Source organism: Geodermatophilus pulveris, assembly GCF_900188375.1.
GTDB classification, from domain to species: domain Bacteria; phylum Actinomycetota; class Actinomycetes; order Mycobacteriales; family Geodermatophilaceae; genus Geodermatophilus; species Geodermatophilus pulveris.
The window spans coordinates 305244-321254 of the sequence record NZ_FZOO01000004.1; the positions used below are offsets into that span (position 1 = coordinate 305244).

Genomic DNA, 16011 nt, shown 5'->3' on the forward strand with positions numbered 1-16011 from the left:
CGGGACGGGTGGTGCGTCTGTGTACCCTTCTGCCGAGGCCCCACGGTGATCCTGGCGGGGCCGCACGCGTCGGAACCGGGCCAGCGCCGACCCGCGGACGACAGCACCGGGTCACCACCCCGGTGCTCCGCCACGCCGGGTCGCCGGTGGTCCCCGGACCGTCCGCCGACCTCCCTGCCCCAGTGCCCCGCTCCTCAGCCCTCTGATCCACCGGCCGGGCCCCGCGCCCCCCGCCCGCCCCCCGTCAGCGCCGACGGCGGTCCGGGCGGCGTGCCGACGACGGGAGTGACATGTCCGACCCCACCGCCCCCGCCGCTGTGTCGCCGGCCCCCGGCGCGGCGCCGCCCGCCCCGCGCAGGGGCGTGCCGTTCTCGGCGGTGCCCCCGGCGTCCGGCCTGTACGACCCGGCCAACGACACGGACGCCTGCGGAGTCGCCCTCGTCGCCGACGTCCAGGGTCGGGCCAGCCGCCGCATCGTCGCCGCCGGGCTGACCGCGCTGCACAACCTCGACCACCGCGGCGCGGCCGGCTCCGAGCCGAACTCCGGGGACGGCGCCGGCATCCTCACCCAGGTGCCCGACGCCCTGCTGCGCGCCGAGGTGGGCTTCGACCTGCCGCCGGTGGGGGAGTACGCCGTCGGCATCGCCTTCCTGCCGGTGGACGAGGCCGAGCGCGCCGCCCGGCTCGCCGACGTCGACCGGCTCGCCGCCGAGGAGGGCCTGGTCGTCCTCGGCTGGCGGGAGCTGCCGGTCGACCCCGACGGCGCCGACGTCGGCCCCACCGCCCGCGCGGTGATGCCGCACTTCGCGCAGCTGTTCGTCGCCGAGACCATCGGCGCGCGCGCGGACTCCCGGGCCTTCGGCGGCGGCAAGGCCCTCAACGGCGTGACCCGGCTGGAGCGGCGCGCCTTCGTGCTGCGCAAGCGGGCCGAGCGGGCCGCGACCGAGGCCGGCAGCTCCCTCTACGTCGCCTCGCTGTCCAGCCGCACCATCACCTACAAGGGCATGCTGACCACCGACCAGCTGCCCGCGTTCTTCCCCGACCTGCGCGACGAGCGCTACGCGTCGGCGATCGCGCTGGTGCACAGCCGGTTCTCCACCAACACCTTCCCGAGCTGGCCGCTGGCCCACCCGTTCCGGCTGATCGCGCACAACGGCGAGATCAACACCATCAAGGGCAACCGGAACCGGATGCGCGCCCGCGAGGCCAAGCTGGAGACCGAGCTGTTCGACGGGCCGGCCGGCCCCGCCTCCGAGCTCGGCCTGGACCGCCTCTTCCCGGTGACGGCGAGCGACTTCAGCGACTCGGCCACCTTCGACGAGGTGCTGGAGCTGCTGCACCTGTCCGGGCGCTCGCTGCCGCACGCGGTGCTCATGATGATCCCGGAGGCGTGGGAGAACCACGACGAGATGGACCCGGCCCGCCGGGCCTTCTACCGGTTCCACGCCTCGATCATGGAGCCGTGGGACGGGCCGGCCGCGGTCGCGTTCACCGACGGCACGCTCATCGGCGCCGTCCTGGACCGCAACGGGCTGCGCCCCGGGCGCTGGTGGCACACCCGCGACGGCCTGGTCGTGCTGGCCAGCGAGGTCGGCGTCCTGGACCTCCCCGACGCCGACGTGGTCGCCAAGGGCCGGCTGCAGCCGGGCCGGATGTTCCTCGTCGACACCGCCGCCGGGCGGATCGTGCGCGACGAGGAGGTCAAGGGCGCGCTGGCCGCCGAGCACCCCTACGACGACTGGCTGCACGCCGGCCTGGTGCACCTGCCCCAGCTGCCCGAGCGCCGCCGCGCGCGGCCCAGCCACGAGTCCGTCGTCCGCCGCCAGCAGCTGTTCGGCTACACCGAGGAGGACCTGCGGGTCCTGCTCACCCCGATGGCGTCCTCCGGCGCCGAGCCGATCGGCTCCATGGGCACCGACACCCCGGTCGCGGCGCTGTCGGACCGCTCCCGGCTGCTCTACGACTACTTCGGCCAGCTGTTCGCCCAGGTGACCAACCCGCCGCTGGACGCCATCCGCGAGGAGCTGGTGACCAGCCTGGGCCGCACCTTCGGCCCCGAGCAGAACCTGCTGCGGGCCACCCCGGCGTCCTGCCGGCAGCTGTTCCTGCCCTACCCGGTCATCGACAACGACGAGCTGGCCAAGATCCTGCACATCGACGACGACGGCGACCTGCCCGGCTACGCCGCCGTCCGGATCACCGGCCACTACGACGTCTCCGGCGGCGGGCCCGCGCTGGCCCAGGCGGTCGAGCAGCTGCGGACCAAGGTGAGCAAGGCCATCGCCGCCGGCGCCCGGATCATCGTGCTGTCCGACCGGGACTGCGACGAGAGCCGCGCCCCCATCCCCTCTCTGCTGATGACCGCCGCCGTGCACCACCACCTCGTGCGGCAGAAGACCCGCATGGAGGTCGGCCTGGTCGTCGAGTCCGGCGACTGCCGCGAGGTGCACCACGTCGCGCTGCTGCTCGGCTACGGCGCGGCCGCGGTCAACCCCTACCTGGCGTTCGAGTCCATCGAGGACCTCATCCGCGACGGCAACCTGACCGGCATCCAGCCGGCGCAGGCGGTGCGCAACGTGGTCAAGGCGCTGGGCAAGGGCGTCCTGAAGGTCATGAGCAAGATGGGCATCAGCACCGTCGGCTCCTACACGATGGCGCAGATCTTCGAGGCCGTCGGCCTGTCCCAGGAGCTCGTCGACGAGTACTTCACCGGCACCTCCTGCCCGCTCGGCGGCGTCGGCATCGACGTCCTCGCCGAGGAGGTGGCCATGCGCCACCGCCGCGCCTACCCGCAGAACCCGACCGAGCGCGCCCACCGGCGGCTGGAGACCGGCGGGGAGTACCAGTGGCGCCGCGAGGGCGAGGTGCACCTGTTCAACCCCGAGACGGTGTTCCTCCTCCAGCACGCCACCCGCTCCCGGCAGTTCGAGGTGTTCGAGAAGTACACCCAGACCGTGGACGGGCTGTCCCGGGAGTCGGCCACGCTGCGCGGGCTGTTCGACCTGCGCACCGGCGTGCGCCCCCCGGTGCCGATCGAGGAGGTCGAGCCGGTCAGCGAGATCGTCCGGCGGTTCCAGACCGGCGCGATGAGCTACGGGTCGATCTCCCAGGAGGCGCACGAGACCCTCGCCATCGCCATGAACCGGCTCGGCGGCCGGTCCAACACCGGCGAGGGCGGGGAGGACCCCGACCGCTACGCACCCGACCCCAACGGCGACCTGCGCCGCTCGGCGATCAAGCAGGTGGCCTCCGGGCGGTTCGGGGTGACCAGCGAGTACCTGGTCAACGCCGACGACATCCAGATCAAGATGGCCCAGGGCGCCAAGCCCGGGGAGGGCGGCCAGCTGCCCGGCGCCAAGGTGTACCCGTGGGTGGCCCGCACCCGGTACTCCACGCCGGGCGTCGGGCTGATCAGCCCGCCGCCGCACCACGACATCTACTCCATCGAGGACCTCAAGCAGCTCATCCACGACCTGAAGAACGCCAACAGCGAGGCCCGGATCAACGTCAAGCTGGTCGCCGAGGTGGGTGTCGGCACGGTCGCGGCCGGGGTGAGCAAGGCCCACGCCGACGTCGTCCTCATCTCCGGGCACGACGGCGGGACCGGCGCGGCCCCGCTGACCTCGCTCAAGCACGCCGGCTCCCCGTGGGAGCTGGGGCTGGCCGAGACCCAGCAGACGCTGCTGGCCAACGGGCTGCGCGACCGGATCGTGGTGCAGGCCGACGGTCAGATGAAGACCGGGCGCGACGTCATCATCGCCGCGCTGCTCGGTGCCGAGGAGTACGGCTTCGCCACCGCGCCGCTGATCGTGGCCGGCTGCGTGATGATGCGGGTCTGCCACCTGGACACCTGCCCGGTCGGCGTGGCCACCCAGAACCCGGAGCTGCGCAAGCGGTTCACCGGGCGGCCGGAGTTCCTGGTCACCTTCTTCGAGTTCCTCGCCGAGCAGGTCCGCGGGTACCTCGCCGAGCTCGGCTTCCGGTCGATGGCCGAGGCCATCGGCCACGCCGAGCTGCTGGACACCCGCAAGGCGGTGGGCCACTGGAAGGCGCAGGGGCTGGACCTCTCGCCGCTGCTGGCCGTGCCCGAGCTGCCCGAGGGGACGCCGCGCCGCCAGGTGCGCACGCAGGACCACGGGCTGGACGTCGCCCTGGACCAGACGCTGATCCAGCTGTGCGAGGGCGCGCTGCTCGACGCGCGGCCGGTGAGCCTGGAGCTGCCGGTGCGCAACGTCAACCGCACCGTGGGCACCATGCTGGGCTCGATGGTCACCCGGCGCTTCGGCGGCACGGGCCTGCCCGACGGCACCATCGACCTGACCTTCACCGGGTCGGCCGGCCAGTCCTTCGGTGCCTTCGTGCCGCGCGGCATCACCATGCGGCTGTTCGGCGACGCCAACGACTACGTCGGCAAGGGCCTGTCCGGCGGGCGGATCGTCGTCCGCCCCTCCCGGGAGGCCGGCTTCGCCGCCGAGGACAACGTCATCGCCGGCAACGTCATCGGCTACGGCGCGACCGCCGGGGAGGTCTTCCTGCGCGGCCGGGTCGGCGAGCGGTTCTGCGTGCGCAACTCCGGCGCGCTGGCCGTCGTCGAGGGGGTCGGCGACCACGCGCTGGAGTACATGACCGGCGGCTCAGCGGTCATCCTCGGCCCGACCGGCCGCAACGTCGCCGCGGGGATGTCCGGCGGCATCGGCTACGTCCTGGACCTGGCCCGGCACCGGGTCAACGCCGAGATGGTGGACGTCGAGCCGCTGGACGGCGCGTCGGCGCAGTGGCTGCGCGACGTGCTGGTGCGCTACGCCGCGGACACCGAGTCGCCGGTGGCCACCGCCCTGCTGGCCGACTGGGGCCGCTGGTCGGAGCGGTTCAGCGTGATCATGCCGCGCGACTACCGGCGCGCGCTGGAGGCCCGGAGCGCCGCCGAGGCCGCCGGGACGGACGTCGACCGAGCTGTGATGGAGGCCGCACGTGGCTGACTCGACCGGGTTCCTCAAGCACGAGCGGGCGCTGCCGCCGCGGCGCCCGGTGGACGTGCGGATCATGGACTGGAAGGACGTCTACCTCACCCGGGAGACCGGCGAGGACGCCGTCTTCCCGGTGGGGGCGATCCGCCAGCAGGCCGCCCGGTGCATGGACTGCGGCATCCCGTTCTGCCACCACGGCTGCCCGCTGGGCAACCTGATCCCGGAGTGGAACGACCTCGCCCGCCGCGACGACTGGACCGAGGCGATCGAGCGGCTGCACGCGACCAACAACTTCCCGGAGTTCACCGGGAAGCTGTGCCCGGCGCCGTGCGAGGGCGCCTGCGTGCTCAACCTGCAGGAGTCGCCGGTCACCATCAAGCAGATCGAGTGGGAGATCATCGACCAGGCGTTCCAGCGCGACCTGGTCAAGCCGGTCACCCCGCACGAGCAGACCGGCAAGCGGGTCGCCGTCATCGGCTCCGGGCCCGCCGGGCTGGCCGCCGCCCAGCAGCTCACCCGCGCCGGGCACGACGTCACGGTGCTCGAGCGGGCCGACCGGGTCGGCGGGCTGCTCCGCTACGGCATCCCCGAGTTCAAGATGGAGAAGGCCGTGCTGGACCGGCGGCTGGACCAGATGCGTGCCGAGGGCACCCGGTTCGTCACCGGCGTCGAGGTCGGCAGCGGCCGGGACGGCGACCCCACCGTCGAGCAGCTGCGCGAGGACCACGACGCCGTCGTGCTCGCCGTCGGCGCCACCCAGGGGCGCGACCTCCCGGCCCCCGGCCGCGAGCTGCGCGGCATCCACCTGGCCATGGAGTACCTGCCCTTCGGCAACCGGCAGGCCCTCGGCGAGCTGGACTCCCCGCCGATCGACGCGCACGGCAAGCAGGTCGTGATCATCGGTGGCGGCGACACCGGCGCGGACTGCCTGGGCACCGCCCACCGGCAGGGCGCCCTGTCGGTCACCCAGCTGGAGATCATGCCGGCGCCGCCGGACCAGCGGGACCAGGCGGCCAACCCCTGGCCGACCTACCCGATGGTCATGCGCGTCTCCAGCGCCCACGAGGAGGGCGGGGAGCGGCTGTACAGCGTCAACACCGAGCGCTTCCTGGGTCATGAGGAGGGCCCCGCCCAGGGCAACGTGCGCGCGCTGCTCATCCACGACGTGGAGCGCGTCGACGGCCGGTTCCAGAAGGTGGAGGGCACCGAGCGCGAGCTCCCCGCCGACCTGGTGTTCCTCGCCATGGGCTTCACCGGGCCCGAGCGCACCGGCCTGGTCGAGGCCCTCGGCGTGGAGCTCGACCAGCGCGGCACCATCGTCCGCGACGACGAGTTCATGTCCACCGTCCCCGGCGTCTTCGTCGCCGGCGACACCGGCCGCGGCCAGTCGCTCATCGTGTGGGCCATCGCCGAGGGCCGGGCCGCCGCCGGCGCGGTCGACGCCTGGCTGACCGGCTCCACCACGCTGCCGCGTCCGGTGACCCCGACCGCGGTCGCGCTGCGCTAGGGACCTGCCGCCCCTGCCCCCGGCGGGGGCGGCAGGTCCGCGCGCCGGGGACGACGAGGCTCACAGCCACTCGTGCGCACGGCGGGGCGGGCCCCCCACTAGCGTCTGGGGCATGTCGCGACGCGCCAAGATCGTCTGCACGCTCGGTCCGGCGACCGGGAGCCAGGAGCAGGTCACCGCGCTCGTCGAGTCGGGGATGGACGTCGCCCGGCTGAACTTCAGCCACGGGGCGCACGCCGACCACGAGCGCGCCTACCGCATGGTCCGCGAGGCCTCCGACCGCACCGGCCGGGCCGTCGCCATCCTCGCCGACCTGCAGGGCCCGAAGATCCGGCTGGGCACCTTCGCCGGCGGGCCGGTCCAGTGGGAGACCGGCAGCCGGGTGTGCATCACCGTCGAGGACGTCGAGGGCACCGCCGAGCGGGTGTCCACGACGTACAAGGGGCTGGCCGCCGACGCCAAGGTCGGTGACCGGCTGCTGGTGGACGACGGCAAGCTGGCCCTGTCGGTCGTCGCCGTCGAGGGCCCGGACGTGTGGTGCCTGGTCGTCGAGGGCGGCGAGGTGTCCAACAACAAGGGCCTGTCCCTGCCCGGGGTCGCCGTCAGCGTGCCGGCGCTGTCGGACAAGGACGCCGAGGACCTCCGCTTCGCCCTGCACCTGTCGGTGGACTTCGTCGCGCTGTCGTTCGTGCGCTCCCCGCGGGACGTGGAGCTGGTGCGCGACATCATGCGCCAGGAGGACGTCCTCGTCCCGATCATCGCCAAGCTGGAGAAGCCCGAGGCGGTCGAGAACCTGGAGGCGATCGTCGAGGCCTTCGACGGCATCATGGTCGCCCGGGGTGACCTGGGCGTCGAGCTGCCGCTGGAGCGGGTGCCGCTGGTGCAGAAGCGGGCCGTGCAGGCCGCCCGCGAGCGCAACAAGCCGGTCATCGTCGCCACCCAGATGCTCGAGTCGATGATCACCAACTCCCGGCCCACCCGCGCCGAGGCCTCCGACGTCGCCAACGCCGTCCTCGACGGCGCCGACGCGGTGATGCTCTCGGGGGAGACCTCGGTGGGCCGCTTCCCGATCGCCGCGGTGCGGACGATGGAGCGGATCATCGACGCCGTCGAGAGCGACACCGTGCGCGCCCCGGAGGTGGTCCGCCGGTCCCGCTCCCGCTCGGGGGCGATCGTGCGGTCGGCCCGCGACATCGCCGAGTCCCTGGACGTCGAGGCCCTGGCCACCTTCACCCAGACCGGCGACAGCGCCCGCCGGCTGGCCGCCCTGCACCCCCGGATGCCGCTACTGGCCTTCACCGTCGACGGGCGGGTGCGCAGCCAGCTGGCGCTGTCGTGGGGGGTGGAGACCTTCCTGGTGCCGTCGGTCCAGCACACCGACGACATGGTCCGCCAGGTGGACTTCTCGCTGCTGTCCATCGGCCGGTTGCGCGACGGCGACCGGGTGGTCGTGGTGGCCGGCAGCCCGCCGAACACCCCGGGCTCGACCAACCTCATCCGGGTGCACGAGGTGGGCACCGACTCGTGACCCGGCAGGACTCGAGCCAGGCCGCGGCGCTGATGGCGGTCCTCGACCTGGAGGAGCGCGACACCGACCTCTACGTCGGCCGGACGCCGCGGACGCCGCTGCAGCGCATCTTCGGCGGGCAGGTCGCCGGCCAGGCGCTCATGGCCGCCTCCCGCACGCTGCCCGGGGAGCGCGCCGTGCACTCGCTGCACGCCTACTTCCTGCGGCCCGGCGACCCGCACGAGGAGATCCGCTACGCCGTCGAGCGGATCCGGGACGGGCGCACGTTCAGCACCCGCCGGGTCATCGCCTGGCAGCGGCGCCGCGGCGAGGACGTCGCCATCTTCGCCCTCACCGCGGACGCCTCGGTGCCGGAGACCCCGGTCGTGGAGCACGCGCTGCCCATGCCGCAGGTGCCCGCGCCGCACACCCTGCCCAGCCTGCAGGAGGTGGTCGCCCCCTACGGGGAGCGGGCCGCCGCGGCGCTGGCCATCAGCCAGGCGGTCGAGCAGCGGCTGCTGGAGGACCCCTTCGACCGGACGCCCAAGTCCCCGCCGGACACCCGGACGGCCGTGTGGATGCAGGTCGCCGGCCGGCTGCCGGAGGACGACCGCGTGCACCGCTCGGCGCTGACCTTCGTCAGCGACCTGACCCTGCTCTCCGCCGGGCTGGCCCGGATCGGCGGCGGCTGGGGCGGGGGGCACGTCGGCGCCAGCCTGGACCACGCGGTGTGGTTCCACGCGCCGGTGCGGGCCGACGACTGGTTCCTCTACGAGACCGACAGCCCCGCGGCCTCCGGTGGCCGGGCGCTGTGCTTCGGCCAGATCTGGGCGGCCGACGGCACGCACGTGGCCACGGTCGCCCAGCAGGGCCTCATCCGGTCGCTGCGGGGCTGACTCAGGAGCCGGTGCCGCCGGCGGTGGCGGCGTCGGCCGCGGCGTCGGCGTCCTCCGGGACGAGGCCGTCGGCCTCCGGCCGGCCGGGGTCGGCCACGGACCCGGCGGGGGCCAGGTCCTGCTGGGCGCCGGCCTGGGCGGCCGTCTCGTCCTGCGCGGCGGGCACCTCGACGCGGGCCTCCCCGTGCGCCCCGGCGGCGGCCGCGCGGCGCTCGGCATCGGCACGGGCCCGCTCGGCGGCGGACTCGGCGAAGTCCGCGGCCAGCCAGTCGTGGCCCTCGCACAGCAGCGTCCAGGCCCGCGCGACGTGCGCCCGCGTCGTCGTCGGCGCCCCCACCGCCACCCGCAGCACCACCTGGCCGCGGACGGTGGTGTGGGTCAGGAACACCTCCCCGCCGTCGTTGAGGCGCTCCAGCAGCGTCATCGTGGCCACGTCGGGGTCCACGCCCGCGGCCCAGCGCGGCCGCAGGCACACCAGGGACAGCGGGTGCGGGGCGACGACGTCGAAGCGGTCGTCGGCGTCGGCCCACCCGGCCAGCTCCTGGGCCAGCGCCACGCCGTCGCGGACGTGCGCGCGCAGCCCCTCGGCGCCGTACCAGCGCAGCACGAACCACAGCTTGAGCGCCCGGAAGCGGCGGCCGAGCTCGATCTGCCAGTCCCGGTAGTCGACGACCGCGCCGGCGTCGGTGGCCGCGTTGCGCAGGTACTCCGGCAGGATCGCCAGCGCGCCGGTGAGCGCGGCCCGGTCGGCCACCCAGAACAGCGTCGCGTCGAAGCCGGTGAGCAGCCACTTGTGCGCGTCGGTGGTGTAGCTGTCGGCCCACTCGACGCCGGCCTGCAGCCCCCGCAGCTCCGGGGCGACGGCGCTGACGCCCGCGTAGGCGGCGTCCACGTGCAGCCACACACCGGCGTCGCGGCAGATCGGGCCGAGCTCGGCGAGCGGGTCCACCGCCGTCGTCGACGTCGTCCCGACCGTGGCGCAGACCAGCACCGGCCGGGACCCGCGGTCGACGTCGCGCTCCAGGCGGGCCCGCAGCGACTGCGGCCGCATCGCCAGGTCGCCGTCCACCTCGACGACGCGGACCGCGTCGCTGCCCAGGCCGGCGATCCGCACCGCCTTCTCCATGGAGGAGTGCGTCTCCGCGGAGACGTAGACGGTGTACTCCTCGGGCCGGACGCCGCCGCGCACCGTGCCGCCGCCGCTGGCCCGGTGCAGCGCGGCCAGCAGCGCGACCAGGTTGGCCCCGGAGCTGGAGTCCTGCACCACCCCGCCGCCGGGGCCGGACGACAGGAAGGCCTCCGGCAGCCCGAGCAGCCCGGCGAACCAGTCCAGCACGTGCTGCTCGAGCTCGGTGGCCGCCGGGCTGGTCACCCAGGACATGCCCTGCACACCCAGGCCCGCGCTGACCAGGTCGCCGAGCACCGAGGGCCCGGAGGTGTTGGCCGGGAAGTAGGCCAGGAAGCCGGGGTGCTGCCAGTGGGTGAGGCCGGGCACGACGACGCGGTCGAGGTCGGCGAGCACGGCGCCGAACGGCTCGCCCTGCTCCGGCGGGGCCTCGGGCAGCGCCGCGCGGACGTCGCCGGGGGAGAGGGGGGAGCGGACCGGCAGGGAGCCGACCCGGGTCCAGTAGTCGGCGATCCAGTCGACGACCTCGTGGCCGTGCCGGCGGAACTGCTCCGGGGTCATGTGCGGGGCGGACGGCGTCGGCTCGGGCTGGCTCACGGCCCCACCGTATTGCGTGGCGTCCGGCCGCCGGATCCCGGCGGAGGGGGACCGCTCCTGGCGCGGTGTCGTCCGGTAGGACGACGGATCACAGCGTGCCCCCGGTGCGACTCGAACGCACACTGCGCGGGTTTTGAGTCCGCTCCCTCTGCCGATTGGGGTACGGGGGCGTACCGGCCGGCCGGGAGGCCGGTGGGGCGGGGATCAGCGTAACCGCCTCTCGCCGACGGTCCGGCGTCGATAGGCTGCCGCGCGTGAGCAGCGAGCAGGTCCGGGTCCTCATCGCCGAGGACGAGGCGCTCATCCGCCTCGACCTCAAGGAGATGCTCGAGGAGGAGGGATACACCGTCGTGGCCGAGGCCGGCGACGGCCAGCAGGCCGTCGACCAGGCCACCGAGCTGCGGCCGGACCTGGTCATCCTGGACATCCAGATGCCGGTGCTCGACGGCCTGTCGGCCGCCGAGCAGATCGCCTCGGCCCGCATCGCCCCGGTCATCGTGCTGACCGCGTTCAGCCAGCGCGAGCTGGTCGAGCGGGCCCGCGACGCCGGCGCGATGGCCTACCTGGTCAAGCCGTTCTCCAAGGACGACCTGGTGCCGGCGATCGAGGTGGCCCGCGGCCGGTTCGCCGAGATGACCGCCCTCGACGGCGAGGTGCGCACGCTGGAGGAGCGGCTGGAGACCCGCAAGGTGGTCGAGCAGGCCAAGGGCCGGCTGATGGCCGAGCAGGGCCTCAGCGAGGCGGATGCCTTCCGGTGGATCCAGCGGACGGCGATGAACGAGCGCACCTCGATGAAGGCGCTCGCGCAGCGCATCCTGCAGCCGCAGGGGTCCCCGGACCCGGCGCCGGGCGGCTGACCGCGGCCGATGCGGCAGGTCACGACCTCATCACGGTCGGAGCGACCCCCGCTCCGGTCCCCGATCGGGCAGCTACCTTCCCCCCACTGACCGGCCGTCCGCCCCGGGCGGGCCGGCCGCACGACCGACACCACAGTGGGAGTTCATCCATGCGCACAGGGATCCTCGCGCGCAACGCCGCCATCTCGGCCGCGGCCCTCCTCGTCCTGACCGCGTGTGGCGGTGGGGGCGACGAGGGGGGCACCGCGGCCGAGGGGACAGACAGCGGCGGTGGCGAGCGGCAGGTCAACGTCTACGGCACCGACGGCAACATGGGCAACGCGCTCGGTGAGTCCTTCACCGAGCCGAGCTCGCTGGCCGGCATGTCGGGCACCACGCCGCTGACCGAGCTGGGCACCGACTTCCAGGAGCGGCTGCTGCAGATCGACCCGAACCTGCAGGACTACAACTACGCGGGCGAGACCTACGACGCGGTCGTCATCACCGCGCTGGCCGCCCAGGCCGCGGGCACGAACGACGCGAACGTGTTCAAGGAGTTCGTCAACGGCATCACCTTCGGTGGCGAGGCGTGCACCGACTACGCCGGCTGCCTGGAGATCATCACCAGCGGCGGGAACGTCGACTACGACGGCATCTCCGGCCCGCTGAGCTTCACCGACGCCGGTGAGCCTGCCGAGGCGAGCTTCGGCATCCTGCAGTTCGGCGAGGACAACCAGCTCGACGACACCATGACCGAGTACGTGCTGGCCGGTGACGGGGCCAACGCCGCCACCGACGAGGGCCCGGCCTACGCCGCGCCGGGGGCGACGGGGGAGCAGCTGGTCATCGGCACGCTGCTGCCGCTGACCGGCAACCTGGCCTTCCTCGGCCCGCCCGAGGTCGCCGGCGCCCGGTTGGCGGTCCAGGACATCAACGCCGCCGGCGGCGTGCTCGGCCAGGAGGTCCGGCTGGTCGAGGGCGACTCGGGCGACGCGTCGACCGACACCGCGACGCAGACGGTGGACCGGCTGCTGCAGGAGGGCGTGAACGCGATCATCGGCGCGGCGTCCTCGGGCGTCAGCCTGACCGTCATCGACCGGATCACCGGCGCCGGCGTGCTGCAGTTCTCCCCGGCGAACACGTCCGACCAGTTCACCGACTACAACGACAACGGGCTGTACTTCCGCACCGCCCCGCCGGACACCCTGCAGGCACGGGCCCTGGCCGACCTGATCATCAACGACGGCAACAACACCGTCGGGATCATGGCGCTCAACGACCCGTACGGCACCGGGCTGCTGGACAACACCCGGGAGAACCTGATCTCCGCGGGCCTGTCGGAGGACAGCATCGTGACGCTGACCTACGACCCGCAGGCGGCCAACTTCGACGCCGAGATCCAGCAGATGGCCGACTTCAACCCCGACGCCATCGTGGTCATCGGCTTCGAGGAGTCGGCGCGGATCATCGAGGGGCTCAACCAGCAGGGCATCGGCCCCCGGCGCTGACCCCGCGGCGCCCGGGCGCCGCCCCACCGCGGTCCCCGTGGCCCGGCACCGTCCGCGGTGTCGGGCCACGGCCGTCCCGCCGGCCGGCGGCACCCGCCGTCCAGACAGCACGACGGCGCCGGCCCCTCGCGGGGACCGGCGCCGTCGGCTGGGGAGGGGCGCTCCCTCAGCGGGCCTTGGCGAGCGTGCCCAGGTAGAGCTCGATGACCTTGGGGTCGGTCATCAGCGACTCGCCGGTGTCGGTGTAGGCGTTGCGGCCCTGGTCGAGCACGTAGCCGCGGTCGCAGATCTGCAGGCAGCGGCGGGCGTTCTGCTCCACCATGATGATCGAGACGCCCGTGGCGTTGATCCGCCGGCAGCGGATGAACACCTCGTCCTGGTAGGCCGGGGACAGCCCGGCCGACGGCTCGTCGAGCAGCAGCACCGACGGCTCCATCATCAGCGCCCGGCCCATCGCCACCATCTGCCGCTCGCCGCCGGACAGCGAGCCGGCCTTGATCCGGCGACGCTCCCCGAGCATGGGGAACAGGTCGGCCACGTAGTCGAAGCGGCTGCGGAAGACCCTGGGCCGCAGGTAGGCGCCCATCTGCATGTTCTCCTCGATGGTCAGCGAGGGGAACACGTTGTTGTTCTGCGGCACGTAGCCCACGCCCAGGGAGACCAGCCGGTGGGCGGGGGCGGAGGTGATGTCCTCCCCGCGCAGCGTCACGCTGCCCGAGCGCACCGGGATGAGGCCGAACAGCGTCTTGAGCAGCGTGGACTTCCCGGCGCCGTTCGGGCCGATGATGCCCACCAGCTCGCCGTCCTGCAGGTAGAAGTCGCACCCGTTGAGGATGTTGACCCCGGGCAGGTAGCCGGCGACGAGGTCGTCGGCTCGCACGAGGGCCCCCTCGGCCAGGCGCAGGTGCTCCTCGCGGGTCGCCGCCACCTCCGCCGGGGACGTCCCCGCGGCGACCGCCCGCTGGTCGGGCGTGCCGCCGTCGCCGTGCCCGACCTGGAACATCGGGTCCTCGGTGGCCGGGTCGTCCATGGTGCTCATCGGTCCTCCTCGCGTCGGGTGTCGGAGCCGATGACGTCGCCGTCGGCACCCTCCTCGCGGGCGATGGCCGCCTCGGCCTCGGCGAGGACGCGGTCCTCCTCCTCGACGGTGAGCGGGGCGTCGTGGTGTGCGCCGAGGTAGGCGTCGACGACGGCCTGGTTCTGGCTCACCGACTCCGGCGGGCCCTCCGCGATCACCTTGCCGGCGGCCATGACGACCACCCAGTCGCTGATGTCGCGGACGACGTCCATGTCGTGCTCGACGAAGACGACCGTCATGCCCTCCTCGCGGAGGTCCTTGACGTGCCCGAGCAGGCTCTGCGTCAGCGCCGGGTTCACCCCGGCCATGGGCTCGTCGAGCATGACGACCTTCGGGTCGCTCATCAGCGCGCGGGCCATCTCCAGCAGCTTGCGCTGCCCGCCGGAGAGGGTGCCGGCGAAGTCGTCCTTCTTCCGGTCCAGCTTGAACCGGGTGAGCAGCTCCATCGCCTTCTCGGTGTTGGCCCGCTCCTGGGCCCGCCAGGTGCCGGGCACCAGCGCCCGCCAGAAGCTCTCCCCGCGCTGGCCCTGGGCGCCGAGCAGCATGTTCTGCAGCACGGTCAGCCGGGACAGCGCCTTGGTCAGCTGGAAGGTCCGCACGACGCCCAGCCGGGCCACCTGGTGCGGCGCGAGCTTGCCCAGCGGCCGCCCGTCGAAGGACCAGCTGCCGGTGTTGGGCTGGTCGAAGCCGGTGAGCAGGTTGAACAGCGTCGTCTTGCCGGCGCCGTTCGGGCCGATCAGGCCGGTGATGCCGCCGCGCTGGACCTCCAGGTGGTCCACCGAGACGGCGGTCAGGCCGCCGAAGGTGCGGGTGACGCCGTCCACCACGATCGCCGGGTCGGGCTTGGCCACCCCGACCTCCCAGGGGACGTCGCGCAGCGCGGCCCGGGCCAGCAGCCGTGGGGCGCCGGCCGCGGGCGCGTCCAGGGACGCGGCGTGCGCGCCGCCGGCGGCGGGCCGTCCGGGGACGGGCTCAGCGGGCACGGGCTCAGCGGGCATCGAGCATCACCTCTCGTCGGTCACCGAAGATGCCCTGCGGCCGGAACACCAGCAGCAGCATGAGGCCGAGCCCGATCAGCACGAACCGGATCTGCGCCACGTCGGTCGCCGAGAGCAGGTCCTCGGGGATGATCCCGTTGCCGATCAGCGTACGCAGGCCGGTGTCGGCGAACTGGATGATGAAGTACATCAGCATCGCGCCGACGACCGGGCCGAGCACCCGGGCCGCGCCGCCGAGGATGAGGGCGGCGTAGGCCAGGAAGGTGTTGGCGTTCTGGTACTGGTCGGGGTTGGCCGACGCGGTGCCGAGGGCGTACACCATGCCGCCGAGCGCGCCCAGCACGCCGCCGAGCACCAGCGCCTGCATCTTGTACAGGTAGACGTTCTTGCCCAGCGCGCGGACGGCGTCCTCGTCCTCGCGGATGGACTTGACCACCCGGCCCCACGGGCTGCGGACGAGCAGCCACACCAGCAGGCAGGACAGGGCCACCAGCGCCCAGCCGACCGTGGTGACCCACAGCTCGCCACCGCTCCACCGGGTGCCCAGGATCGGGTACTGCCGGGCGGTGTCCCAGGGCGCCAGGGCGACGAAGTCGCCGTTGAAGCCGGCCAGCCCGCGGGTGCCGTTGGTGACCGGGGTCGCCGACACCGACCGGAACAGCAGCCGCAGCCCCTCCGCGGCGGCGATGGTGGCGATCGCCAGGTAGTCCGCGCGCAGCCGCAGCGTCGGCAGGCCGAGCAGCAGGGCCAGGACGACGGCGGCGCCCAGGCCGACCAGCACGCCGACCCAGAAGGGCAGCCCCCACTGGCTCACCGAGATGGCGATGCCGTACCCGCCGAGCAGCGCGAAGGCGATCTGGCCGAAGTTCAGCAGCCCGGTGTAGCCGAACTGCACGTTGATGCCGATGGCCAGCAGCGCCAGGAAGATCGCCTGGAAGCCCAGCCCGGCCTTGAGCGCGACGGCCAGGGCGTCGATCAGTTCACCCACGGC

10 protein-coding genes and 1 tRNA gene are annotated in these 16011 nt (G+C 73.7%); 6 read left to right on the top strand and 5 right to left on the bottom strand.

Translation table 11 applies throughout. From position 1 onward, the window contains the following. Positions 1-290: 290 nt before the first annotated feature. The 4 genes from gltB (at position 291) to CHB98_RS10660 (ending at position 8877) form a co-directional block, all read left to right on the top strand. Positions 291-4979: a glutamate synthase large subunit gene (gene gltB / locus CHB98_RS10645; RefSeq protein WP_218822321.1), complete on the top strand. Its 4689-nt coding sequence runs from the start codon at positions 291-293 to the stop codon at positions 4977-4979. After that, positions 4972-6474 carry a glutamate synthase subunit beta gene (locus CHB98_RS10650; RefSeq protein ID WP_089305559.1) on the top strand — a complete coding sequence of 501 codons (1503 nt, stop codon included), beginning with the start codon at positions 4972-4974 and terminating at the stop codon, positions 6472-6474. Before gltB ends, CHB98_RS10650 begins: the two co-directional genes overlap by 8 nt. A 112-nt stretch (positions 6475-6586) precedes the next feature. Then, a complete protein-coding gene (gene pyk, locus CHB98_RS10655; protein ID WP_089305560.1) occupies positions 6587-8002 on the top strand; it encodes a pyruvate kinase in 1416 nt (471 codons plus the stop codon). Continuing rightward, positions 7999-8877 carry an acyl-CoA thioesterase gene (locus CHB98_RS10660; protein ID WP_089305561.1) on the top strand — a complete coding sequence of 293 codons (879 nt, stop codon included), beginning with the start codon at positions 7999-8001 and terminating at the stop codon, positions 8875-8877. Before pyk ends, CHB98_RS10660 begins: the two co-directional genes overlap by 4 nt. A 1-nt stretch (position 8878) precedes the next feature. Here CHB98_RS10660 and CHB98_RS10665 read toward each other — a convergent pair whose 3' ends face one another. Together CHB98_RS10665 and CHB98_RS10670 are read right to left on the bottom strand one after the other, a co-directional pair. Next, positions 8879-10600: a pyridoxal-dependent decarboxylase gene (locus tag CHB98_RS10665; RefSeq protein ID WP_245821065.1), complete on the bottom strand. Its 1722-nt coding sequence runs from the start codon at positions 10598-10600 to the stop codon at positions 8879-8881. 96 nt (positions 10601-10696) lie between these two features. Then, a tRNA-Leu gene (locus tag CHB98_RS10670) sits at positions 10697-10770 on the bottom strand. Between the two features lie 84 nt (positions 10771-10854). Between CHB98_RS10670 and CHB98_RS10675 the strand changes: the two genes are divergently transcribed. Continuing rightward, a complete protein-coding gene (locus tag CHB98_RS10675) occupies positions 10855-11457 on the top strand; it encodes an ANTAR domain-containing response regulator (protein WP_089305562.1) in 603 nt (200 codons plus the stop codon). Positions 11458-11606: 149 nt separating this feature from the next. Beyond that, positions 11607-12944 carry an ABC transporter substrate-binding protein gene (locus CHB98_RS10680; protein WP_089305563.1) on the top strand — a complete coding sequence of 446 codons (1338 nt, stop codon included), beginning with the start codon at positions 11607-11609 and terminating at the stop codon, positions 12942-12944. A gap of 166 nt (positions 12945-13110) precedes the next feature. On the opposite strand, the gene CHB98_RS10685 is transcribed toward CHB98_RS10680, so the two are convergent. Genes CHB98_RS10685 through CHB98_RS10695 form a run of 3 tightly spaced genes read right to left on the bottom strand, consistent with a single transcriptional unit; the run spans position 13111 to position 16008 of the window. Beyond that, the gene (locus tag CHB98_RS10685; RefSeq protein ID WP_218822322.1) at positions 13111-13983 is read right to left on the bottom strand and encodes an ABC transporter ATP-binding protein; all 873 of its coding nucleotides are present in this window, start codon (positions 13981-13983) and stop codon (positions 13111-13113) included. Then, the gene (locus CHB98_RS10690) at positions 13980-15020 is read right to left on the bottom strand and encodes an ABC transporter ATP-binding protein (protein WP_245821066.1); all 1041 of its coding nucleotides are present in this window, start codon (positions 15018-15020) and stop codon (positions 13980-13982) included. The genes CHB98_RS10685 and CHB98_RS10690 overlap by 4 nt, the downstream gene beginning before the upstream one ends. Continuing rightward, positions 15010-16008, bottom strand: coding sequence for a branched-chain amino acid ABC transporter permease (locus tag CHB98_RS10695; protein WP_089305564.1), 999 nt, complete (start codon positions 16006-16008; stop codon positions 15010-15012). Before CHB98_RS10695 ends, CHB98_RS10690 begins: the two co-directional genes overlap by 11 nt. Positions 16009-16011: the final 3 nt, after the last annotated feature.